Source organism: Nocardia acididurans, assembly GCF_016741815.1.
Taxonomy (GTDB): domain Bacteria; phylum Actinomycetota; class Actinomycetes; order Mycobacteriales; family Mycobacteriaceae; genus Nocardia; species Nocardia acididurans.
On the sequence record NZ_JAERRJ010000006.1, the window covers coordinates 439367 to 462403 of the forward strand.

Sequence of the window (23037 nt, forward strand, 5' to 3'; positions counted from 1 at the left end):
CTTCGCCGCACGAGCGGTGCTGCCGGCCGCGGATTCACCCTCGGCGACAGCGGTCTCGCCCGCCGCCTTGGTGGTCCGGCGCGCCCGCTTCGGCGCGCTGCCGTCGGACGAGGCGTCGGCATCCACCGAACGCTGTGCCGCGACAGCCGCTTCGCCCGTGGCGGCGGTTCCCGCCTTGGTCTTACGGGCCCGCTTGACGGGAGCGCTCGGCGCGTCGGCCGGAGCGCCTGAGGCGACCACGGCAGAGTCGCCGTCCTCCGCGCTCACCTCGGCCGCGGCCTTGGTGGTGCGGCGTGCCCGCTTCGGGGCGGTCCCGTTGGACGAGGCGTCGGCCTCGCCTGAACCGTCCGCTACGGCAGCCGCTTCGGAGGCGTCGACCGCCGCCTTGGTCTTCCGGACCCGCTTGGCAGGAGCGCTCGGCGCGTCGGCCGGAGCGCCCGAGGCGACCACGGCAGAGTCGCCGTCCTCCGCGCTCACCTCGGCCGCGGCCTTGGCGGTGCGGCGTGACCGCTTGACCGGAGCAACCTCAGCCTCGGCCGATGCGTTCGCTGCGCCTTCGGAAGCGGTGCTCACCCCGCCCGCCTTGGTGGTGCGGCCGGTCCGCTTCGGAGCGACGTCGTTGGACGAGGCGTCGGCGCCTGCCGAATCCTCGGCTGCGATGGTGGCTTCGGCCGCCGCCTTCTTGCGGGTCCGCCGGACCGGAACGTCCGACGAGACCTCGGCAGCCTCGGCCGTCGTACTGGTCTCGGTTGCCGCCTTGGCCTTGCGAGTCCGCTTGGGCGCATCGCTGTTCGACACCTCGGCGGCCTCGAACAGGCCCTCGGGTGCGGCATCCGCTTCCGCCGATGCCTTGGCGCGGCGGGTTCGCTTGGGTGCGGCGCCGTTCGCCGATGTGTCCGCATCGGCGGTCTCACCCGACGCCTTGGCTCGGGACGTCCGCTTGGGAGCGGTGCCGTTCGCCTCGGTGGCGGCCTCGTCCGACGCCTTGGCCCGGCTGGTCCGCTTGCGGGGCGCGGCTTCGGTGGTCGGCTCGGCCGGAGCCGTACCGGCAGTCGCCTCGGCGGTTTCGGCTGCGGCGTCGCTGGACTTCTTGGCCACCCGGCGGGTGCGGGTTGCCTTCTGCGGGGCTTCGGAGGCGTCCGAGGTGGCGGTATCCGCCACGGCGGCAGTGCTTTCCGTGGCCACCGCGGTGTCGGCGTCAGCCTTGCGCTTGCGGGTGCGGGCCGGTGCCTCGGTGGTGGGAGCCGTCTCTGCGGTTGCCGTGCTCGCCGGAGTGGCGGTCACGGTGCCGTTGGTGTTCGCGGCCGCACCGTTGTTCTCGGAATGCGAGAACAGGACGCCGTTCGGGACGGTTGTGCGGGATTCGGTGTCGCGCACGGTGTTCGCCGTCTCGGCGGTGCCGTTGGCTGGGGCCTCGCCCGAACCCTTGCCGCGGCGGGTCCGCGTGCGGGTGCGGCCGGTGGGCTGCTCGTCGACGGCCGAATCCGTTGCGGTGGTGACGGTTTCGGTGGCTTCCGTGCCGGTGTCCGCAGGACGGGCCGTGGTGCCGGTCGGCGCGGCGGTGCCGTTCGCGGTGGACTCGACGGTGGCGTCCGCGCCGCGGTTGCGGCGGTTGCGACGGCGGTTGCGGCCCGAACGCTCGGCGGGAGCGTCCGAGTCGGCGGAATCCGTTGCGGTTTCGGTGGTTTCGGTGGTTTCCACCGGCGTGGCCGCGGCCTGCTCGCCGTTGCCCTTGCCCCGGCGACGTCGCCGCCGGCGGCGGCCGGACTTCTCCGACTCGCCCTCGGCGGCGGGCGAATCCGCTTCGGGGGCAGTCGATTCGGTGCTCACCGTGGTGTCCGCGTCGACCGTGCGTCCGCCGCGGGTGCGGCGGCGGTTGCGGTTGCGGGGGCTGCGGGATTCGCGTTCCACCACGACCGCGTCGTCGTCGCGCTGCGGCTTCTTGGCGCGGACGGTGCCGGTGACGCCCTCGGGGATGCCGAGTTCGGCGTAGAGGTGCGGTGAGCGGGAGTAGGTTTCGACCGGTTCGGGCATGCTGAGGTCGAGGGCCGAATTGATGCTCGACCAGCGGTTCAGTTCGTCCCAGTCGACGAGGGTGATGGCGACGCCGGTGCGCCCCGCGCGGCCGGTGCGGCCGATGCGGTGGACGTAGGTCTTCTCGTCCTCGGGGCACTGGTAGTTGATGACGTGGGTGACATCGTCGATGTCGATGCCGCGGGCGGCCACGTCGGTGGCGACCAGCACGTCGATCTTGCCTTCGCGGAACTTCTTGAGCGCCTTCTCGCGTGCGATCTGCCCGAGGTCGCCGTGTACCGCGCCGACGGCGAAGCCGCGGTCGGCCAGATCGTCGGCCACCTTCTGCGCGGTCCGCTTGGTGCGCGCGAAAATCATTGTCGCGCCGCGGGTTTCGGCCTGCAGGATGCGCGCCACCAGTTCGCTCTTGTCCAGTGCGTGCGCCCGGTAGACGAACTGCGCGATGCGGTCGTGCACGGCGGAGTCGTGCGGTTCCTCGGCCCGGATGTGCGTGGGCCGGTTGAGGAAGGTGCGGGCCAGGGTGATGATCGGCCCGGGCATGGTGGCCGAGAACAGCATCGTCTGCCGCTGCTCGGGAACCATGTTGAGGATGCGTTCGATATCGGGCAGGAAGCCGAGGTCCAGCATTTCGTCGGCCTCGTCGAGCACCAGCACCTGCACCTTGCCCAGGATCAGGTGTCCCTGCTCCGCCAGGTCCAGTAGTCGCCCCGGCGTGCCCACGACCACGTCGACGCCTTCTTTCAGGGCGGCGATCTGGGTCTCGTAGGGCCGTCCGCCGTAGATGGCGGTGACGCGCAGCGGTTTGCCGACGGCGTTCTTCAGGTGCTTGGCGGCGTTCTCGAGGTCCTCGTTCACCTGCATGCACAGTTCGCGCGTCGGCACGATGATGAGCGCGCGCGGGGTGCCGTCCAGCGGAATGGTGCCGGATCCGGCCGAGGCGACGCGGTGCAGCAGCGGCACGCCGAACCCGAAGGTCTTGCCCATGCCGGTGCGGGCCTGCCCGATGAGATCCTCACCGGCCAGCGCGAGCGGCAGGGTGAGTTCCTGGATGGCGAAGGTGCGTTCGATGCCCTTCTCGGCGAGTGCGCGGACGATTTCGTCGCGGACGCCCAGCTCGGCGAAGGTGGGCGGGGTGTGGGTTTCGTCGAGCTCCGCGGTCAGCAGCGTGTCGGCCACGCCCGGTTCCTGCTCTACGGTGATCTTGCTCAGGTTCTTGCCTTTCCTCGTCATCGCGTCTCGCGCGCACGAGGTGTGGGGCGGACCCGGTCGGTCCGCGACGACCACTTGATCCGTTCTCTCGCCGCTGCGGGATACCGTCCGGATCGCTGCCGGATTCTTGGCATCTACCTGGCGCGGCGCATTTGCTGAAGGATCGGAGTGCGCGCACATTTTCCATGGACTGCGGGCTCCCGTACCCGGGTTCGCGGTGTCGCCGGCAAACTCGTTCGGGCCAGAATTTTCGCTGTCCGCGGTGATTGTAGCGTGATACGGTCTTCGCCCCTATTTCCGCCACCGCTATCGAGTGGCGTTATTGCGCTGGTCGGCGGGATTACCGGGATTCGCACCGGTTGTGCGCACTGCTTCGCATCGGCGTTAATGATTGCGGCGCACCGGAACTCGGTCACGGGACGGGCACGCCGCCGGGTGCGCGCAGTTGGATTGCTCACATGAGTGTTACAGCGTGTATCGGCATGTGCGAAATTGTGCGGGTGAGCCTCGCTGAGACCGTGACGACCGCCGCCCGTAATGCGTGGGCCCTGACCTTCGGTGATGGGATCGGCGCCCCCGAACCCACCCCCGCGACCGTGCTGTCGGACGCGCCGCACCGCGAACTGCGCCGCTACGACGGCTCGAACGACGACGATGCGGCCGTGCTGCTGGTGCCGCCGCTGGCCGCGCCCGCCTTCTGCTTCGACCTGAGCCCGGAGCAGAGCCTGGCCAGGTTCCTGGTGGACTCCGGCCGCGCCCCCTACCTGGTCGACTACGGCGACATCACCTTCGACGACCGTGCCATGGGTTTCGAGACCTGGATCGACGACATCCTGCCCGAGGCGATCCGTCAGGTCTCCGCGGATCGCGGCGGTAAGCCGGTGGATCTGGTGGGCTGGTCGCTGGGCGGCACCCTGGCGCTGCTGACCGCGGCCGCGGATCAGACGCTGCCGATCCGCTCGGTCACCGCGGTCGGCTCGCCGCTGAGCTACGACCACATGGTCGGCGTGAAGGAACTGCGCGCGCTGATGCGGATCGACGGCGGCCGCACCGCCACCGCCGCCATTCGCGCGATGGGCGGCGTCTCCGCACAGATCACCCGCTTCGCCTACCGCGCGACCGCCTGGGATCGGGAACTCAAGCGCCCCTTCTTCATCGCGAGCAACCTCGGCAATACCGAAACGCTGGCGCGGATGCAGGTGACCGATCGTTTCCAGAACGCCCTGCCCGGCTACCCCGGCCGTTTCTACAACCAGCTGTGGGGCCGCTTCATGCTCAACAACGACATCGGCAAGGGCGTCGTCCACCTGGGTGAACGGCGGATCGCCCTCGCCGATGTGACTGTCCCCGTGCTGCTGGTCGGTGGCCCGAACGACGCCATCACCGCGGCCGCCGCGGTCGAGCACGGTCTGACGACGCTGACCGGTTCGCCGGAGGTGCGGTACGAGACCGCACCCGGTTCGCACCTCGGCATTCTCATCGCCCGCGACACCACGTGGACCTATCTGGACAAGTTCCTGCGCGATCAGGCCTGAGCTCAGATCCCGGGAATCGTTGGGTAGGGCCGCTTCTGGGCCCAGGACTGCGCGTCGAGCTTGCCCAGCTGATAGCCCTTGGCGATCGCGGTGTCCATGATCTGCCGCCCGATGAGCTGGTAGACGGCTTCGGTCGGGTGGGCGAGATCGCTGGTGGTGAGGGCGCGGCGCAGGCCGGGATCCCGCATGGGTTCGGCCGCGCCGAGGTAGCGGACCGGCCCGTGCACCTGCGGTAGCGCCTGGAGTTCGAAGTTCTTCGGATTGCCGGAGACGACGTTCATCCACTCGGCCATTCGCACCAGGGTGATCTTGGCCTGATCGGCGCCGCCGACCGGGGTGACGTCGGCGGCGGTGAAGGACGACACCGCGCCCTTCTTCAGTTCGGCGGGGTCGGAGCTCACCCGGGGCGTCAGCGTGGATGTGGACGGCCAGTATTTGGTGAGGTGCGCGAGCAGGTCGTTGAACCGCCACACCTGGCGTGCTTCGGCGGCGGCCGCGCCCTCGCCCTTGTCGGCGACCTTCTCCTGGAATCGCACCGAGACCCGGGGATCGGGCAGGTCGATGAGGATGAAGTGCTCGTGTCCCGCGCCGACCGCGTCGGCGATGCGGTTGATCTCGTGGTTGATCTCCTGGACGAGCGGTGTGATGCCGGTGCCCTTGGTCGACTGCGAGGGCACCTTGACCGGCTCCTGGGTGCTGGCGGCCTGCGGTTCGAGTTCGAGGCCGTCGGGTCGTCCGGCGGTGATGATGTCGTTGAGGCCGATCCACACGATGTGCAGGGTGTCGCCGGTGTAGTTCGCGCCGAGCTTCTGGCGGTCGGAGAGATATCGGTCGACCTGTTCCTTCAGGAAGCCGAGTGCCCCGGCCTTGGGACGGACCTTCCAATCCGAGGTGGCGATGGCTCCGCCCTCGGCGTAGTTGGCGTAGCGGACGGGTGCCAGTGCGCCTCGGTCGGTTCCGAGGACCAGGCATTCCTTGGTCAGCCGGCGATGCGGTGCGGTCGCGTGTTCGGTGGTGGTCTGGTCTTCTCGGATGAGCGGTTCGCCGCCCATCCATTCGACGACGAAATCGGTCCAGTTCTTGCCGTCGCTGTAGCGGCCGACTTCGTTGGTGCGCATCATGCCGCCGGCGCGGGCGAACATGCCGCTGGGCGCTTCGCGTTTGATGCCGATGTCGGAGAGGCTGTCGCCGAGCACGATGAGGTTCTGGATTGCGGTAGGCATGGTGGTTTCTCCGCCTGGTGAAAAGTTCGTACCGGTCGCCCCGAGATTCCGGTTCGATCATGAGCTATGTTGTGCCGCAAGCGCTTACGAACATCTCGAGGGTACGCCGGCAGTGTGCCCGCCGATGGGTGAATGGTCCGGGTCGGCACGGACTAGGGTGGTCTGTCATGGGAGCAAATTCGTCCACTGCGCTCGGCCTGGGAGAGGGTTCGGCCGACGGCCGCATCGCCGCCGCCCATCCCGGAGTCACCGACCTGTTCGCCGTTCTCGCCTACGGTGAGATCTCCGCCTTCTACCGTCTGGCCGAAGAGGCCAAACTCTCGCCGACCCTGCGCGGGAAGGTCGCGGTCGCCAAGATGGCCGCGAACGAGATGGAACATTTCAAAACCCTCGAGCAGGCGCTGGCCGAACGCGGCGTGGACGTGTTCGACGCCATGGCCCCGTTCGTGCGCGCCCTGGACGCATATCACGACTCCACCGACCCCTCCACCTGGCTGGAATCGATGGTGAAGTTCTATGTCGGCGACGGTATCGCCGCGGACTTCTACACCGAGATCGCCGGCGCCCTGGCTCCCGAGGTCGCCGACGTGGTGCGTGACGTGCTGGCCGAGGTCAACCACTCCGAGTTCGTCATCGAGGAGGTGCGTACGGCCGTCGCGCAGAACCGCTCCGAGCGCGACCGGCTGACCCTGTGGGGACGCCGCCTGCTGGGCGAGGCCATCACGCAGGCGCAGTACGTGATGGCGCAGCGCGACGATCTGACCGAGCTGGTGCTCACCGCCACCGGCGACCTGAACGGCATCGCGACCCTGTTCGAGCACATGCAGGCCAGTCATGCCGAGCGCATGCGGGTGCTGGGTCTGGGCTAGCTGTTCGCTGACAGCGCAGGGCGCTGGGCTCCGGACCGGTTGACTGCTGCGCTAGCGTTGGCGAGGACAGCACAGGACTCTAGGTTCGGAGGTTGGCCGTGGAGGTCAAGATCGGCATTTCGGATAGCCCGCGTGAGCTCGTCATCAGCAGCTCGCAGACCCCCGCCGAGGTGGAGGCGATCGTCACCGGCGCGCTGCAGGGTGAGGGCGGCGTCGTGACGCTGACCGACGAGAAGGGCCGCAAATTCCTGATCCAGGCCAGCAAGGTCGCCTACGTCGAGATCGGCACCTCGACCTCCGGCCGCGTCGGCTTCGCCGCGGTCTGATTTTCGCCGGCCGACTGCACCGGGAAACCCGGATCGGCCGACTGAATCCGGACAAAAAACTTCTGCCCCGCCGAATCATTCGGCGGGGCAGAAATTTTGGTCTACGCGGTCGGTCTGCTCAGTCGATCGGGTGCAGCGGCACGTGCTTCAGGCCGCCCCAGCACAGATCCACCGTGGTTTCCACGGCGTCCTCCTTGAGGATCGGCCGATCCGCCTCGAGCCAGTACCGCGCGCTGAGCTGGCTCGCGCCGACCAGGCCGACGGCCAGCAGCCGCGCCCGGTAGGGGTCGAGGCCGGAGTCGTGGGCGACGAGGTCGAACACCGCGTCGACGCAGGCTTCGGTGGCCTGTTCCACGCGGCGCTGCACCTGCGGCTCATTGGTCAGATCGGATTCGAAAACCAGCCGGAAGCCCTGGGTTTCGTGATCGACGAAGTCGAAGTAGGCCTGCACGGCGGCGCGGACGCGCTGCTTGTTGTCGGTGGTGGAGCGCAGCGCCTGGCGCACGCTCGACACCAGGGCGTCGACATAGTTCTGCAGGACCGCGAGGTAGAGCTCGAGCTTGCTGGAGAAGTGCTGGTAGAGAACGGGTTTGCTGACGCCCGCGCACTGTGAGATCTCGTCCATGCCCGCCGAGTGGTAGCCGCGTTGCACGAATACCTCGCCGGCGGCCGCGAGTAGTTGGGCGCGGCGAGCCTCGCGGGGCAGGCGGGTGCCGCGCTTAGTCGGCGCCATGGCCTCGGATGCCAAGCGGTGCGTGGTCATCCGGTCCACGAGGTCAGTCATTCCGATCTCCCAGTTGATTCCCGGCGGGAAGGATGTCACCGGGTATCCCACGAACGATACTCGCTCGGGCTCCCGATGCCGATCCAGGTTCCGAATATTGGTGTGCTGGTTGTTCCCGATCTCGACGCGTCGAATCCGGCAACTGCACTAGGTCGATATATCTCCGCATGCGCGGAACGTTTCGTCGATTATGCGAGCCGGGTCACAGAAGTGGAACACATGTGCCGATTTGTGAGATGTGCCGCTTTTCTTACCCGATGGCTGGTGACAAAGACCAGCCGGACCCCCCTCGGACCCCGCCCGTGGGTGCCCGGGCTCACTCTGTGAGAACCTGGTGATCGTGACCGACCATGGGGGCAGATATACCGGTGGCCGCGATTCACGCCGTCCGGTCGGGGCCACCGCGCCCCGCGCAGCCGGTTCCCGGCGGCGCGGAAGACCCACGGGGCCGGTCTACGACCCCTTGGGCCTCTACACCGACGCCGGTCAGCCACCGGCGGGTCCGGGCGGGATATCCGGCCCCGAAGGATCGACCGGCCTTGCCGGAACCGGGTACACCGGCCCGGCCGGAACGCCTCCCGGCGCAGGTCCGGGCGCTCCGGGCGCAGGTCCCGGCACTCCGGGCGGCGTTCTGGCCACCACCGACGATCGCCTGCCGCTGCCGCATCAGCCGCTGCGCGCCCACTGGGATCCCACCGCCCCGCCCGAGGGCCGCGGCCGCAAGCGCCCCGAACGTGAGACCAAGAAACAGAGCGCCCTGGGCCGGTTCGTCTCCACCTACGGCTGGCGCGCCTACGCGCTGCCGGTGCTGCTGGTGGTCACCGTGCTGGTGGCGGTGGACGCGGTCCGCAGTGATGGCGGAAGTGTCACCGGGCTACCGACTTTCGGTCCGCTCAGCGCTCGCGACGATACGACGCCGGTGCTCGGCGGGCCGCCGCCCGGGAGTGGGAAATACGCGGTCGATCTGCCGACGGGCGCGGTTCCGGGTGGGGGTTCCTTCACCGAAACCGGCAAGGGGACTTGGCATGTGGTGCCGGGCACCAGCGCTCAGGTCGGCACCGGCTCGGATCACGTCTTCACCTACACGGTGGAAATCGAGGACGGGGTCGACACCTCCGGTTACGGCGGTGACGAGGCCGTGGCCAAGATGGTGGACGCGACCCTCGCCAATCCCAAGAGCTGGACCCATGATTCGCGTTTCGGTTTCAAGCGGCTCGACGCCGGTGACCCGGATTTCCGGATTTCCCTGACCTCCCGGGAGTCCACCCGTTCCGCGTGCGGTTTCGAGATCCCGATCGACTCCTCCTGCTACAACTCCGATCTCGATCGCGTGGTGCTGTCGGAGGTGCGCTGGGTGCGTGGCGCGCTCGCCTTCGAGGGCGATATCGGCTCCTACCGCCAGTATCAGGTGAACCACGAGGTGGGGCACGCGATCGGCTACCACCAGCATCAGCCGTGCGACGCCGACGGCGGGCTGGCGCCGATCATGATGCAGCAGACCTTCGGCACGAAGAACAACGACATCGCGAAGCTGGATCCGGACGGCGTGGTGCCCTCGGACGGTAAGACCTGTCGCTTCAACCCCTGGCCGTATCCGCGTGGCTGACGCCGCCTAGGCTTGGGAAGAACGCTCCGGGTCGTGGTGTTGCACGTATGCGCCGCGAGTTCTCGGCGAATTCGATTCTGAGGAGTCCGCAAACGTGTCAACGAACAAGCCCCTGCCGCCCCTGGTGGAGCCGGCCGCGGAGCTGACCAAGGACGAGGTCGCCCGCTACAGCCGTCATCTGATCATCCCGGACCTCGGGGTGGACGGGCAGAAACGTTTGAAGAACGCGCGCGTGCTGGTGATCGGCGCGGGCGGGCTCGGTTCCCCGGCGCTGCTGTATCTGGCGGCCGCTGGTGTGGGCACGCTCGGCATCGTCGAATTCGACGAGGTGGACGCCTCCAACCTGCAGCGCCAGATCATTCACGGCGAATCCGATATCGGCCGTTCCAAGGCGGACAGCGCCCGCGACTCGATTCTGGAGATCAATTCCGGAATCACGGTGGAGCTGCACAAGATTCGCCTCGAACCCGAGAATGCCATCGACCTGTTCCGGCAGTACGACCTGATCGTCGACGGCACCGACAACTTCGCCACCCGCTACCTGGTGAACGACGCCGCCGTCCTGGCCGGCAAGCCGTACGTCTGGGGTTCCATCTACCGCTTCGAGGGTCAGGTCTCGGTCTTCTGGGAGGACGCCCCCGACGGTCGCGGCATCAACTACCGCGACCTCTACCCGGAGGCCCCGCCGCCGGGCATGGTTCCCTCCTGCGCCGAGGGCGGCGTGCTGGGCGTGCTGTGCGCGTCGATCGGTTCGATCATGGTCACCGAGGCGATCAAGCTGCTGACCGGCATCGGCGACCCGCTGCTGGGTCGTCTCATGGTGTACGACGCACTCGACATGACCTACCGCACCATCAAGCTCCGCCGCGATCCCGAGCGCCAGCCGATCACCGAACTCATCGACTACGACGCCTTCTGCGGCGTGGTCTCCGAGGAGGGCCAGGCCGCCGCCATCGGCTCGACCATCACCGCCCGCGAACTCAAGGACATGCTCGACGCGGGCAAGGACATCGCCCTCATCGACGTCCGCGAACCGGTCGAGTGGGACATCGTCAATATCGAGGGCGCGACCCTGATCCCCAAGGACCGCATCCTCACCGGCGAGGCCCTGTCCACCCTCCCGCAGAACCGCCCCATCGTCCTGTACTGCAAGACGGGCATCCGCTCCGCCGACTGCCTGGCCGCCCTAAAGAACGCGGGCTTCTCCGACGCCACCCACGTCCAGGGCGGAATCACGGCCTGGGCCAACCAGATCGACACCTCCTTGCCGACCTACTGACGGCTGACGTACGGCGGTGAGCGAGAGTCCGCGCCGACGCCCCCGGCAGCGCCGGTCCCGGGAAACCGTGGCCACGCTGTTGGAGGCGGCGGCACAGATGTTCGATCGTGAGGGCTGGTCGACGACCACGAATCGGATCGCGGAACGCGCCGGTTTGTCGATCGGCACGCTGTACCAATACTTTCCGGACAAGAACGCGCTGCTGCACGCGCTGGCTGAACGTCATGTGCGCGAGGCGGGCGTGCGGCTCGGCGCGGTCTTCAGTGAATTGCGCTCGACCACACCGGATTTCGATGAGACCATGCGCGCGATCCTGGCGGCGGTGGTGGATCTGCATCGGGACCGTCCCGGCCTGCATGCCCTGATGCACCGCGCCGCGCCCCGCTTGCCGGTGGAGCTGGCGGCGCTGCGGGCCTTCGAAGACCATCTGGCACAGGAGATCTCGTTCCACCTCGTCCGGTTGGGCCGGGGTGGCGGCGATCCGGACTATCTGGCCCGCACGCTGGTCCATGCCGTCGACGCCCAGGTGCACCGTGTGCTGACACGCGACCGCCCGGATGTCGACCGGCTCATGATGCTGGTGCACCGGCTCACCGCCGAACCGGCGGGATGACCGTCACCGGGCGGTGTCGGCGGTGGTGGCCAGCACCTCGCGCAGCGTGGTCGCCAGTTGCCCCAGCCCCGGTTCCTCGATGGGAAAGTGCCCGCAGCCTTCCAGCAGCACCGCCCGCGTACGCTCCGGAATCCGTGCGAGGAAGCGCAGGCTCAGCTCCGGCGGGGTCCAGCGGTCCGCCGCCGGGTGCACCAGCGTGACCGGTGCGGCGGTGAAGGTCTCCGGCGGCGTGTGCGCGAAATCGAGGTAGTCGGAAAGGAATCCGAGCGGCAGGCGTACCCCGCCGCCCTTCGGATCGCGTCCGCACAGCCGCGACAGTTCCGGATCCAGGCTCATGTTCTTCATATCTGCGAGCCACCGCACCGGCACCCGCACATCCCCGAGTATCGGCGTGATCGACCGCATCAGCCGTGGGGCCGGACCACCGAGCAGCGGCAGGCGAACCATGGCCCGGCGCGCCGCGGGATCGGCGGGATCCAGCAGGCAGGTGGCCACCACATGCGCCACAGTCCCTGTGCGCGCGGCGATTTCGTAGGCGAGCATCCCGCCCATACTGGCCCCGAACAGGATCAGCGGCCGCCCGTCGGTATTGTGTTCCGCCCGAACGAATTCGCATAGCAGCTCGACCCAGTCGCGGTACCGCACGGCCTCCGGCCGGGGTTCGATCGTGTCACCGTAGAGCGGCAGGTCGATGGCCATGGCCTCCACGCCCGCCTCCGCCGCGAGCGCGGCCAGCGGCCAGATGATCCCGGCATGCCCACCGCCGCCGTGAATCCCGAGCACCCGCACCGCCGCTTCAGGGCGAACCGCCCGCGCCACATGCACCTGCCTGTCCCGCCACGACCACCACGTGGACGTCGGCGCGAGCGTCGCGCGCTGTTGATATTCGAGGGGCAGGAACCGGAGGTATTGGAGGTAATCCATACCTCCAGCCTCACCTGCGGAATCGCCCACGACAACTCGCGTTGACGTCACCCGCGCTCTCACCGAGAACGCTCCTGACCTGCAGCGATGTCAACTCGCCGACCGATCGCGGCCGTTTGCTCAGGTTTCGGCGGCACGGATCGCCGCGCCATGGATCGTGGGGGGAGTCCACAAGAGCGTCCAGGGGCCGGTTCGGTCCGCTGTCTCGTCGCGTCGCCGTGCGACGGCCGCCGCCGTCCTCGCGGCGGCCTCGGCGATCTCGTTCGGTGCGGTGCCGGCCGGTGGCAGCGGCATCGCCGAGGCCGAGTCGAAGGCGATCGACCGGTCCCGCACGGTGTACAACGTGCCGGGTCACCTCCAGGTGTGGTCGGCCTGCGCCTGAGGTCACCCGATTCGCGGGGCCCGGTGGGAATGTGAATTCCCACCGGGCTCTTCGTCATTCGAGGAGCAGCTGTGCCACTGCCTCCGGCTGGTAGACGAAGCCCGCGTGCCCGGTGTCGAGGGTGTGCACCGTGAAGGGGTTGCCCGGTGTCGCGGCGTCCGCCTCCGCGATGAGCCGGTCCTGCATGGCGAGCGGGATGGATCGGTCGCGGGTCAGCCGCACGTACCGGCGGCGGACCCGGCCGCCGCTGTCGGGATGCAGGCGGGCGTCACCGGTCATGGCGGCCAGTGATTCGTCCGGTTGCAGGGTGTTGAGGAAGGCGAGGAACTCGGTCTCGCTGCGGTCTTCCATCAGGGCGGTGTGCAACCGGGTGAGCTGGTCGCGGTCGGCGCCGCGATAGTTGGCCCGGCCGACCCCGAGCGTCATCGGATCGCCGATGTTCATGCCGGCGAGTTCGAGCAGCAGGCTGTCCGCGAATTCGGGTTCGCCCATGTACTCGACCGGATTCGACAGCGTGGTGCACGCCCAGGCGGAGATGTACACGAGCCGATCGACGAGTTCGGGGATCTGGTTGGCGACAACGCTGATGCTCGTTCCGCCGAGGCTGGAGCCGACCAGGACGACCGGACCGTGTTCGGCGACGCGTTCGACCGCGGTGCGCACCGCGGCGGCATTGTCCTCGAGGGTGACCCCGGCCAGGGTGGACGGTTCGACGGCGAGCCGGTCGAGTTGCTGCGGCGCCTGGTAGGGCACCGGGAACTGGGCGTCGAATCCGTGTCCCGGAAGATCGACCGCGAGACTGCGCTGCCCGCGCAGCGCCAGCTCACGCTGGATGGTCGTCCACATGAACGAACTGGATCCGGAGCCGTGCACGAAGACGAAGGTGGGCGTGCCGGAATGGGTGGTGCTCATACGTTTTCCTGTCGAGGAGAAAAGGATTCCTCGGCAGCACGAGCGTGGCGCGACGCCGATTGCGTGGCCACGCTGGCAGCCGCGACGGGCTGCGGAGTGCGCCGGATCAGGCGAGGCGCAGGCGCATGAATTCGATGAGCATGTCCGGAACCCTACCTGATCTCGCTCGAGGCCTCGATCTCGCCCGGAGGTGAATGCGGCCGGGGTCGCCCACCGGTGGTACATCGCTCCGGCGCGATCGGGGTACTCCGCGCCGGGGTACAGGCAGATAACCGGACTATTCCGACCGAGCGCCCGCTCGGTGTGGCTGCCTGGCCGTAAGTTGTTGCGGCGGTACCGTACGCGCGTGACCATGACTGCTGTGGAACCTCCCGAGCATGTGCGCTCGACCTTCGGGTTGCGCGAGGTCGTGCCGGTTCCGCTGGGGAACTGGGACGGCGGCTGGCTGTGCGGTGACGTGGTGCTCAGCCCCGTGACCGATCACGCGCGGGCCGCCTGGTCGGCCAAGGTGCGCGAGACGCTGCGGGTGGACGGCATCCGCCTGGCGCGCCCGGTCCGCGCCACCGACGGCCGCTACGTCGTATCCGGTTGGCGCGCCGACACTTATCTGGAGGGCGTCCCCGAACCCCGTCACGACGAGGTGGTCTCGGTATCCCTGCGACTACACCAGGTGACCCAGCAACTGGAGCGCCCCCGCTTCCTGGTGCAGGCCCCCATCGCCCCGTGGGTGGACGTGGACGTCTTCGCCGCCGCCGACCGCGCCGCCTGGGAAGCGGTCCCCCTGCGCAGCCTCAAAGTGGGCGGCATGCTCCCCGCCACCTCTCCCGACGGCGAGCGCAGCCTGCAACTGATCACCCAACTGTCCACTCTCCGCAAACCGGTGACCAGCCCCGCCCAACTCGTACACGGCGACCTGTTCGGCACAGTCCTCTTCGCAGGCCCCCTGGCCCCCGGCCTCACCGACATCACCCCCTACTGGCGTCCCGCCCCCTGGGCAGCAGCGGTGATCGTCGTAGACGCCCTCTCCTGGGGCGGCGCCGACGACGGCCTCCTCGACCGCTGGCGCGACCTCCCCGAATGGCCCCAAATGCTGGTCCGCGCAGTCATGTTCCGTCTGGCCGTCCACGCCCTGCACCCCCGCTCCACCCCCGAGGCCTTCCCCGGCCTGGCCCGCACCACCGACATGATCCGCCTGCTGCTCTGAGGATCCGAGTCCTGGAACGACTGTCGCGCCGAGTGGGGTAATCCCTCGGCGCGACAGTCTTTTTCCGGTCGGGTGCGACGAATACCCTTCCAGGTCTTGGGGTTACACGTTGGCGTAGGCCAGTGAGGGGACGCGGTCGGTGGCGAAGCTGGCGCGCAGGTAGAACCACCAGGTGGCGGCGGCCATGCCGAGGAAGACCACGGCGTAGGCGGTGAAGGCGGGGTTCATGCTGCCGAAGTTGATGTTGGACAGTCGAAGTGCCTGCTGCACCAGCCAGCCGCCGGACGCGCCGACCGCGCCGATGACGCCGATGGCCGCACCGGCCTGCCGTTTGGCGGAGATGAGCGCCTCGGCGGGATCCTGGCCGGTTTCCGATGCCCGGCGCTTGGCCTCGGCGCTGAAGATGGACGGGATCATGCGGTAGGTGGAGCCGTTGCCGATGCCGGTGAGGATGAACAGCATCAGGAAGGCGGTCAGGTAGAGCGGGAAGCTCTTGGCCGCCAGCGCCGCCATGATCATCAGCGTGGCCAGGGACATGCCGCCGAACACGTAGAGGGTGATCTTCGCGCCGCCGACCTTGTCGGAGATGAAGCCGCCGAAGGGCCGGCTCATGGAGCCCACGAGCGCGCCGAGGAAGGCGAGGTTGCCGATGGTGCTCATCCAGTCGATCTTGGCCAGGTCCGGGAAGTTGGCCTTGAGCAGGGTCGGGAAGGCGAAGGAGAAGCCGATGAAGGACCCGAAGGTGCCGATGTAGAGCACCGACATGACCCAGGTGTGCCTGTTGGTGAGCGCCAGCCGGTAGGACTTGCCATCGGATTTCGCGCCGGTGATGGAGTCCATGTACCGCAGCGCGCCGAACATGGAGACCAGGATGAGCGGAATCCACACGAGCACGGCGAGGGTGATGCCGAAGCGGTAGCCGCCCGGATCCTTGGCGAAGATGAACGTGCCCAGGGTGATGATCAGCGGTACGAACAGCTGGGTCTGCGCCACGCCGAGGTTGCCGCCCGCGGCGTTGATGCCCAGGGCCGCACCCTTCTTCCCCTCGGGGAAGAAGAAGTTGATATTCGCCATCGAGGACGAGAAGTTGCCGCCGCCGACGCCGGCGAGGGCGGCCAGCAGCATGAACACCCACATGGGCGTACTCGGCTGGTTCACGAAGTAGGCGATGCCCAGCGTCGGCAGCAGCAGCATGCCCGCGCTGAACATGGTGAACGCCCGGCCGCCGAACTTGGGGATGGCGAAGGTGTAGGGAATGCGCAGCGCCGCGCCGACCAGGGTCGGGGTGGAGGTGAGCAGCAGCGCGTTGGAAACGGCGGTGGGATTGCCCTTGCCGAGCCCGGCCAGGAACTCGAATCCGGCCGCTCCCATGGCGGTGACGATGGAGCCCCAGATAACCCAGACGCTGAATCCGAGATTCTCGGCGAATACCGAGAAGATCAGGTTCTTGCGGGCTGTCTGTTTACCCCCGTTTTCCCAGAATTCATTGTTGTCCGGCTCCCAGTGGTCGAGCCACCGGCCGCGTTTCTGGTACTTGAAGTCGGTCGTTTCCGGCGCGGCTGCAGTTGCCATGAGCGCTTCCTCTCGAGATGACGACCGCCCCTCATCGTGTTCTCCGGACAATGAATTCGGTCCGGAGGGGTCCCTTGCGGTCGCGCTCAACCGTACGAAGGCACGGTTACGCCGACGTCGCTTTCGGTGACGTTGGGGGTAATTCCGGCTCACCTTGGGGGAATTCACATGGTGACCTTTCGGTTACCGATGAATTCTTAGCGAGCGTCAGGATATTCGGCGATGAGGGAGCCGAGGAAGCAGTTGGCCGCGCGGGCCGCGCGCTCGGAGTCGCCGTCGATGACCGCGCGCACCAGCTCGGTGTGCTCGGCGTGGTACGCCTCGCCCGCCTTCTCCGACCGCGACCGGATCCCGGCCTCGATGACGGGTAGCAGCGAGTCGTAGAACTCGAGGTACACCGCGTTGTGGCTGGCGACCACGATCGCCCGATGCAGTTGCACATCGGCGTCGATGGCGGCCTCGAAGTCGGTGTCCCACTGGACCCGGCGTTCTTCCAGCAGCCGTTCGAGATTGGTGATGTCGATATCGTCGCGGCGGCGCGCGGCCAGGGACGCGGCGGTCGTGTCGAGCGCCTGGCGTAGCTCGAGGATGTCGCGCTGCTGCGACTCGGCGAAGTACTCAGTGAGCGCTCCACCGAGCGTCGACGTGGAGATGACATAGGTCCCGGAGCCCTGGCGTCTTTCCACCATGCCCGCGTGCACCAGCGCCTGGACCGCCTCGCGGACGGTATTGCGGCCGGTGCCGGTGAGCTCGGTGAGCTCCGGCTCGGTGGGGATGCGGGAACCGACGGGCCAACGGCCGGAACGGATTTCGGCACGCAGCTGTTCTGTCACCTGGGCGATGAGGCTGGTGCGCCGGACGGGTTGCACGTCTGCCAGCGTACCGTGCCTCACATTCGTTGCATCACATCATCGGGTCATCCTATGATTTCGCGGTGACTGCGACGCTGAATCGACCCTCGACCCATCCCGGCCAGCAGCAAGCCACCGCCCCCCATCCGGTCCGCACCAAGCGGGCACTCACCGAGGGGCGGCTGCTTGTTCTGGCGGCCATCCTCATGTCCGCGCTCACGCTGCGCGTCGCGGTGACCGCATTCACCCCCCTGGCCGCCCAGATCGGCCAGGACATCGGCTACTCCACGGCGATCGTCGGCATCTTCGGCATGATCCCGACCGCCATGTTCGCGGTCGCGGGTCTGCTGACCCCGATCATGACCCGCCGCTTCGGCCTCGAACTGACGGCATTGCTCGCGATGCTCATGACCGGCGTGGGGTCGGCCGTGCGCGCGTTCGTGCCGGACACCTGGGAGCTGCTGGTCTTCTCGGCCCTGGCGCTGACCGGTATGGGTATCGGCAACGTGGTGATCCCGCCGCTGGTCAAGCGGTACTTCTCCGATCGCCTCGCCTTGCTCTCGGCCGTCTATATCGTCATGGTGCAGCTGGGCACGGTCATTCCCGCCCTGGTCGCGGTGCCCGTCGCCGAAGCGCACGGCTGGCGGATCTCGCTGGGCCTGTGGGCGCTGCTGGCCTTCGCCGCCGCCCTGCCGTGGCTGGGTGTGCTGCGGGTACGCCGTCAGGCCGCGGTGGCCGACACCACCGAGTTGCCCGCCGACGCCGCCGAATCCACCGGCAAGGCGTGGAAGTCCCCGCTGGCGTGGGGCATGGCCCTCATGTTCGGCACGACCTCGCTGATCACCTACTCGCTGTTCGCGTGGATGCCGACGATCTTCGGCGACGCCGGCGCGAGCGCTGCTTTCGGTGGTTCCATGGTCGGTATCTTCGCGCTCATCGGCCTGGTGGCCGCACTGTCCGCACCCATTGTGGTGGGCCGCATCGCCAACCCGTTCCCCATCGTGATCGGTTGCGCCGCTTTCTTTTTCATCGGCTTCGCGGGCCTGCTGTTCGCTCCCATGAGCGCGCCGCTGCTGTGGGTGATCGCGGTCGGCCTCGGCCCGTCCACCTTCCCGATGGCGCTGACCCTGATCAACCTGCGCACCCGCACCTCGGCGGGTTCGGCCGCCCTGTCCGGTTTCACCCAGGGCGTCGGCTACACCGTGGCCTGCCTGGGCCCGTTGCTGTTCGGCGCGCTGCACTCGATGACCGGAGGATGGCTGGCCCCGTTCGGCTTCCTCGTGGTCGCGGTCTTCGTGCTGCTGGTCGGTGCGTGGCAGGCGTGCAAGCCGCGCATGCTCGAGGACACCTGGAACTGATTCCGCGCCTCGAGTTGCCGACTCGTGAGGTGGGGGCCATGCTGTGTGGCGACGCTCTCACCTCACCACTCGCGCGCGCCGATTTCGGTGATCGGTGACACTCGGAAACGCTTGTGTCACACGGCCGAAACATAGGCGCGATTCTCACACGGTTTTCCCGATAATCGTGAGCAACCGTTGATTCAACGGTCATTTCGCGCAGCATTCCGGCAATACCGGTTTCCTACCTTGGGCCTATCCAGATTTCAGGAGGGCCGAGTTGAGAACGCTGACGCGCAATCGCGACATCGAACACTGGGACGCCGAGGACGTCGAGGCGTGGGAGGCCGGTGGCAAGGACATCGCTCGCCGCAACCTGATCTGGTCGGTGTTCGCCGAGCACATCGGTTTCTCCGTGTGGACCATCTGGTCCGTCATGGTGCTGTTCATGCCGACCGATGTGTTCCACATCGATCCCGCGGGCAAGTTCTTCCTGGGCGCGGTGCCGACGCTGGTCGGCGGTTTCATGCGGATTCCGTACACCGTCGCGACCGCCCGCTTCGGCGGCCGTAACTGGACCATCTTCAGCGCGCTGGCGCTGCTGGTGCCGCTGCTGCTGACGCTGTACTTCATCAATCAGCCGGGCACCTCGTACACGACCTTCCTGATCATCGCGGCGTTCGCGGGTCTGGGCGGCGGCAACTTCTCGTCGTCGATGTCGAATATCAACGTCTTCTACCCGCAGCGGCTCAAGGGCTGGGCGCTGGGTATGAACGCGGGCGGCGGCAATATCGGCGTGCCGGTGATCCAGCTGATCGGTCTCGCGGTGATCGCGACCCTGGGCAATGCCTACGGCAACGCCTCGGTGGTCTGCGTGATCTACATGATCGCGGTCGTGGTCGCGGCGCTCGGCGCGGCGCTGTACATGGACAACGTCAAGAATCAGAAGGCCGATCTGTCCTTCATGATCACGGCGCTCAAGGTGCCGCAGTCCTGGGCCATCGCCTTCCTCTACATCGGCACCTTCGGGTCGTTCATCGGCTACTCCTTCGCCTTCGGCCAGGTGCTGCAGATCAACTTCAAGGCCGGTGGCGCGACGGCCGCCCAGGCCGCGCTGCACGCCGCGTCGATCGCCTTCATCGGCCCGCTGCTCGGTTCGATCGTCCGCCCGTACGGCGGCAAGTGGGCCGACCGCATCGGCGGCAGCCGGGTCACCCTGTACATGTTCGGCGCGATGACCGCCGCGGCCGTGCTGGTGATCACCGCGAGTGCGCTGGGGGATCGGGCGGGCCGCCCGACCGGTCCGGTGCTGGGTCTGATGATCGCCGGTTTCGTGGCGCTGTTCGTGATCTCGGGTCTGGCCAACGGCGCGGTCACCAAGATCATCCCGTCCGTGTTCGAAGCGAAATCCCGCAGCCTGCCCGGTGATTCGGCCACCCGCGCCGCCTGGTCGCAGAACTGCTCCGGATCGCTCATCGGTTTCGTCGGCGCGATCGGCGCGCTGGGCGGCGTCGGCATCAACCTGATGCTGCGCACCTCCTACGCCTCCACCAACTCCGCGACCACCGCGTTCTGCGTCTTCATGGCCTTCTACGTGCTGTGCGCCACGGTCTGCTGGACGGTGTTCATCCGCCGCCCGAGCGCCAAGTCCCTGGCCTCCGACTCCGATGTCGTGGTCGAGGCCGAGGCGCTGGTGCTGGAAGCCGAAGCACACTCCGATCCCACGTCCACCTCGTCGGCGCGAGCCTGACCGAATCCCCTTCCACCGAAAGGACTGTCATGACGAACACAGTCGAACGCAAGACCGCGGTGGTTGTCGGCCACGGAATGGTCGGACACCGCTTCGTAGAGGCGCTGCGCTCCCGCGACGAGGCCGCGACCTGGCAGGTCGTCGTGCTCAGCGAGGAGGCCCTGCCCGCCTACGACCGCGTGGGACTGTCCTCCTACGTCGGCGCCTGGCAGGCGGAAGCCCTTGCGCTGCAGGGCAATACCTACGACGGCGACACCCTGGTGGACCTGCGCCTGGGCGTGCGCGCCGATTCCATCGACCGGGACGGCCGCAAGGTCGTCACCTCCACCGGTGACGTGATCGGTTACGACGCACTGGTTCTCGCGACCGGCTCGTACGCCTTCGTGCCGCCGGTGCCCGGCCACGATCACGCCAACTGCTACGTGTACCGCACCATCGAGGATCTGGACGGCATCCGCGCCACCGCCGAGGCCGCCGGTCCCGGCGCGGTCGGCGTGGTCGTCGGCGGCGGTCTGCTCGGTCTCGAGGCCGCGAACGCGCTGCGCCTCATGGGCATGACCCCGCACGTCGTCGAATTCGCACCGCGCCTGATGCCGGTGCAGGTCGACGAGGGCGGCGGCGCGATCCTGGAGAAGCTGGTCACCGATCTGGGCCTGCATGTGCACACCGGTGTCGGCACCGCCGCCATCGAGGAGTCCGAGAACGGCCTGCAGGTGAAGCTGTCCGATGATTCGGTCATCGACGCCTCGCTGGTGGTGTTCTCCGCCGGTATCCGCCCGCGTGACCAGATCGCCCGCGACGCCGGCCTGGAGGTCGGCCAGCGCGGCGGTGTCATCACCGACCTGGGCATGCAGACCTCCGACCCGTACATCTACGCCGTCGGTGAGGTCGCCGCGGTGGAGGGCGTCTGCTACGGCCTGGTCGCCCCCGGTTACAGCACCGCCGAGATCGTCGCCGACCGCCTGCTGGGCGGCGCGGGCGAGTTCCCGGGCGCGGATCTGTCCACCAAGCTGAAGCTGCTCGGTGTGGACGTGGCCTCCTTCGGTGACGCGTTCGGCACCACCGAGGGCGCGCTGTCGGTCGTGCTGCACGACGCGGCCAAGGGCACCTACGCCAAGCTCGTCGTCTCCGATGACGCCGAGACCCTGCTGGGCGGCATCCTGGTCGGTGACGCCTCGGCGTACGCGGCCTTGCGTCCCCTGGTCGGTTCCAAGCTGCCCGCCGATCCGGCCTCGCTGATCTCCCCGGCGGGTGCGGAACTGGGCGCGGACGCGCTGCCGGACGAGGCGCAGATCTGCTCCTGCAACAACGTCTCCAAGGGCGCGATCTGCGGGGCCATCGCCGACGGCGCCTGCGACGTGCCCGCCATCAAGAGCTGCACCAACGCCGGAACCTCCTGCGGCGGTTGCGTTCCCATGCTCAAGAAGCTGCTGGAGCAGTCCGGCGTCGAGGTCTCGAAGTCGCTGTGCGAGCACTTCTCGCAGTCGCGCGCCGAGCTGTTCCACATCGTGCAGTCGACCGGCATCCGCACCTTCTCGGCGCTGATCGCCAAGTACGGCAAGGGCACCGGCTGCGATATCTGCAAGCCGACCGTCGCCTCCATCCTGGCCTCGACCTCGAGCGATCACATCCTCGACGGCGAGCAGGCCGCACTGCAGGACACCAACGACCACTTCCTGGCCAACCTGCAGAAGAACGGCACCTACTCGGTGGTGCCGCGCATGCCCGGCGGTGAGGTGACCGCCGAGCAGCTCATCACCATCGGTGAGGTGGCCAAGGAGTTCGGCCTGTACGTGAAGGTCACCGGCGGTCAGCGCATCGACCTGTTCGGCGCGCGCGTGGAGCAGCTGCCGCTGATCTGGAAGCGCCTGGTGGACGCGGGCATGGAATCCGGTCACGCGTACGGCAAGTCGCTGCGCACGGTGAAGTCCTGCGTCGGCTCCACCTGGTGCCGCTACGGCCAGATGGATTCGGTCGGCATGGCGGTGCTGCTCGAAAAGCGTTACCGCGGTCTGCGTTCCCCGCACAAGCTGAAGCTGGCCGTGTCGGGTTGCGCGCGCGAGTGCGCGGAGGCGCGCGGCAAGGATGTCGGCGTCATCGCCACCGAGCACGGCTGGAACCTGTACGTGGGCGGCAACGGTGGTCTGACCCCGAAGCACGCGGTGCTGCTGGCCGGTGATCTGGACGATGAGACGCTGATCCGCTACATCGATCGCTACCTGATGTTCTATATCCGCACCGCGGACCGGCTGCAGCGCACCGCGCCGTGGCAGGAGGCCCTCGAGGGCGGCATGGACTACCTCAAGGCCGTCATCTGCGACGACAGCCTTGGCATCGCCGAGGACCTGGAAGCAGCCATGGAACGCCACGTGGACGGCTACAAGGACGAGTGGGCCGCGGTGCTCGAGGACGAGGGCAAGCTCTCGCGCTTCGTGTCCTTCGTGAACGCCCCGGAAGAGGCCGACCCGACCATCTCCTTCGACGACAGCGGTGAGCGCAAGGTGCCCGTACTGCTCGGAATTCCGGACATTCCGGTCGCGGTGTCCGGCGACACAGCATCCGCCACGCACGGGAAATGACCGCTTAACCGCTTGGAAACAGGGCGTCGGTACCAATAGGTAAGGCGT

Annotated in this window: 17 protein-coding genes and 1 pseudogene; 11 read left to right on the forward strand and 7 right to left on the reverse strand. The window is 68.0% G+C overall.

Annotated elements, in window-relative coordinates; genetic code table 11:
• Positions 1-1659: 1659 nt before the first annotated feature.
• Positions 1660-3264 (reverse strand): annotated as a pseudogene (locus tag JK358_RS39310) (DEAD/DEAH box helicase); the annotation flags it as partial.
• Between the two features lie 479 nt (positions 3265-3743).
• On the opposite strand from JK358_RS39310, the gene JK358_RS17955 reads away from it, so the two are divergent.
• Positions 3744-4778, forward strand: coding sequence for an alpha/beta fold hydrolase (locus JK358_RS17955; RefSeq protein WP_307817598.1), 1035 nt, complete (start codon positions 3744-3746; stop codon positions 4776-4778).
• Positions 4779-4780: 2 nt separating this feature from the next.
• On the opposite strand, the gene JK358_RS17960 is transcribed toward JK358_RS17955, so the two are convergent.
• On the reverse strand, positions 4781-6001 hold the full coding sequence (locus JK358_RS17960) for an SGNH/GDSL hydrolase family protein (RefSeq protein ID WP_201948822.1): 1221 nt from the start codon (positions 5999-6001) through the stop codon (positions 4781-4783).
• 167 nt (positions 6002-6168) lie between these two features.
• Between JK358_RS17960 and JK358_RS17965 the strand changes: the two genes are divergently transcribed.
• Together JK358_RS17965 and JK358_RS17970 are read left to right on the forward strand one after the other, a co-directional pair.
• The gene (locus JK358_RS17965; RefSeq protein ID WP_201948823.1) at positions 6169-6870 is read left to right on the forward strand and encodes a ferritin-like fold-containing protein; all 702 of its coding nucleotides are present in this window, start codon (positions 6169-6171) and stop codon (positions 6868-6870) included.
• A gap of 98 nt (positions 6871-6968) precedes the next feature.
• Positions 6969-7196 carry a DUF3107 domain-containing protein gene (locus tag JK358_RS17970; RefSeq protein ID WP_201948824.1) on the forward strand — a complete coding sequence of 76 codons (228 nt, stop codon included), beginning with the start codon at positions 6969-6971 and terminating at the stop codon, positions 7194-7196.
• Positions 7197-7314: 118 nt separating this feature from the next.
• Here the strand turns inward: JK358_RS17970 and fasR are convergent, their stop codons facing one another.
• Complete coding sequence (gene fasR, locus JK358_RS17975; RefSeq protein ID WP_201948825.1) at positions 7315-7980, reverse strand: HTH-type transcriptional activator FasR; 666 nt, start codon at positions 7978-7980, stop codon at positions 7315-7317.
• A 631-nt stretch (positions 7981-8611) separates the two neighbouring features.
• On the opposite strand from fasR, the gene JK358_RS17980 reads away from it, so the two are divergent.
• The 3 genes from JK358_RS17980 to JK358_RS17990 all read left to right on the forward strand — a co-directional run bounded on the left by JK358_RS17980 (position 8612) and on the right by JK358_RS17990 (position 11478).
• Positions 8612-9586, forward strand: a complete 975-nt coding sequence (locus tag JK358_RS17980; protein ID WP_232851513.1) for a DUF3152 domain-containing protein — start codon at positions 8612-8614, stop codon at positions 9584-9586.
• A gap of 94 nt (positions 9587-9680) precedes the next feature.
• On the forward strand, positions 9681-10865 hold the full coding sequence (moeZ, locus tag JK358_RS17985) for an adenylyltransferase/sulfurtransferase MoeZ (protein WP_201948827.1): 1185 nt from the start codon (positions 9681-9683) through the stop codon (positions 10863-10865).
• A 16-nt stretch (positions 10866-10881) separates the two neighbouring features.
• Entirely contained in the window at positions 10882-11478 is a 597-nt protein-coding gene (locus JK358_RS17990; protein WP_201948828.1) for a TetR/AcrR family transcriptional regulator, read from the forward strand.
• A gap of 3 nt (positions 11479-11481) precedes the next feature.
• On the opposite strand, the gene JK358_RS17995 is transcribed toward JK358_RS17990, so the two are convergent.
• Positions 11482-12402, reverse strand: a complete 921-nt coding sequence (locus JK358_RS17995) for an alpha/beta hydrolase (protein WP_201948829.1) — start codon at positions 12400-12402, stop codon at positions 11482-11484.
• Between the two features lie 157 nt (positions 12403-12559).
• Here JK358_RS17995 and JK358_RS18000 point away from each other — a divergent pair, with 157 nt between their 5' ends.
• The gene (locus JK358_RS18000) at positions 12560-12784 is read left to right on the forward strand and encodes a hypothetical protein (protein WP_201948830.1); all 225 of its coding nucleotides are present in this window, start codon (positions 12560-12562) and stop codon (positions 12782-12784) included.
• 54 nt (positions 12785-12838) lie between these two features.
• Here the strand turns inward: JK358_RS18000 and JK358_RS18005 are convergent, their stop codons facing one another.
• Entirely contained in the window at positions 12839-13696 is an 858-nt protein-coding gene (locus JK358_RS18005) for an alpha/beta fold hydrolase (protein WP_201948831.1), read from the reverse strand.
• Positions 13697-14048: 352 nt separating this feature from the next.
• Between JK358_RS18005 and JK358_RS18010 the strand changes: the two genes are divergently transcribed.
• Complete coding sequence (locus JK358_RS18010) at positions 14049-14900, forward strand: TIGR02569 family protein (protein ID WP_201948961.1); 852 nt, start codon at positions 14049-14051, stop codon at positions 14898-14900.
• A 102-nt stretch (positions 14901-15002) separates the two neighbouring features.
• On the opposite strand, the gene JK358_RS18015 is transcribed toward JK358_RS18010, so the two are convergent.
• Both JK358_RS18015 and JK358_RS18020 read right to left on the reverse strand, forming a co-directional pair.
• Positions 15003-16472 carry an MFS transporter gene (locus JK358_RS18015; RefSeq protein WP_201948832.1) on the reverse strand — a complete coding sequence of 490 codons (1470 nt, stop codon included), beginning with the start codon at positions 16470-16472 and terminating at the stop codon, positions 15003-15005.
• A gap of 197 nt (positions 16473-16669) precedes the next feature.
• Positions 16670-17341: a FadR/GntR family transcriptional regulator gene (locus JK358_RS18020; protein ID WP_201948833.1), complete on the reverse strand. Its 672-nt coding sequence runs from the start codon at positions 17339-17341 to the stop codon at positions 16670-16672.
• Positions 17342-17406: 65 nt separating this feature from the next.
• Between JK358_RS18020 and JK358_RS18025 the strand changes: the two genes are divergently transcribed.
• The 3 genes from JK358_RS18025 to nirB all read left to right on the forward strand — a co-directional run bounded on the left by JK358_RS18025 (position 17407) and on the right by nirB (position 22989).
• On the forward strand, positions 17407-18681 hold the full coding sequence (locus tag JK358_RS18025; RefSeq protein WP_372440681.1) for an MFS transporter: 1275 nt from the start codon (positions 17407-17409) through the stop codon (positions 18679-18681).
• Between the two features lie 259 nt (positions 18682-18940).
• Positions 18941-20410 (forward strand): nitrate/nitrite transporter, encoded by a 1470-nt coding sequence (locus JK358_RS18030; protein ID WP_201948834.1) that lies wholly within the window; start codon positions 18941-18943, stop codon positions 20408-20410.
• Positions 20411-20439: 29 nt separating this feature from the next.
• Entirely contained in the window at positions 20440-22989 is a 2550-nt protein-coding gene (nirB, locus tag JK358_RS18035; protein WP_201948835.1) for a nitrite reductase large subunit NirB, read from the forward strand.
• The last annotated feature ends 48 nt before the right edge of the window (positions 22990-23037 follow it).

Excerpts from the sequence above, each read along its gene's own strand:
- JK358_RS17960 (WP_201948822.1), bottom strand. The coding sequence starts at position 6,001 with ATGCCTACCGCAATCCAGAACCTCATCGTGCTCGGCGACAGCCTCTCC.
- JK358_RS17965 (WP_201948823.1), top strand. The coding sequence starts at position 6,169 with ATGGGAGCAAATTCGTCCACTGCGCTCGGCCTGGGAGAGGGTTCGGCC.
- fasR (WP_201948825.1), bottom strand. The coding sequence starts at position 7,980 with ATGACTGACCTCGTGGACCGGATGACCACGCACCGCTTGGCATCCGAG.
- JK358_RS17995 (WP_201948829.1), bottom strand. The coding sequence starts at position 12,402 with ATGGATTACCTCCAATACCTCCGGTTCCTGCCCCTCGAATATCAACAG.
- JK358_RS18005 (WP_201948831.1), bottom strand. The coding sequence starts at position 13,696 with ATGAGCACCACCCATTCCGGCACGCCCACCTTCGTCTTCGTGCACGGC.
- JK358_RS18010 (WP_201948961.1), top strand. The coding sequence starts at position 14,049 with ATGACTGCTGTGGAACCTCCCGAGCATGTGCGCTCGACCTTCGGGTTG.
- JK358_RS18015 (WP_201948832.1), bottom strand. The coding sequence starts at position 16,472 with ATGGCAACTGCAGCCGCGCCGGAAACGACCGACTTCAAGTACCAGAAA.
- nirB (WP_201948835.1), top strand. The coding sequence starts at position 20,440 with ATGACGAACACAGTCGAACGCAAGACCGCGGTGGTTGTCGGCCACGGA.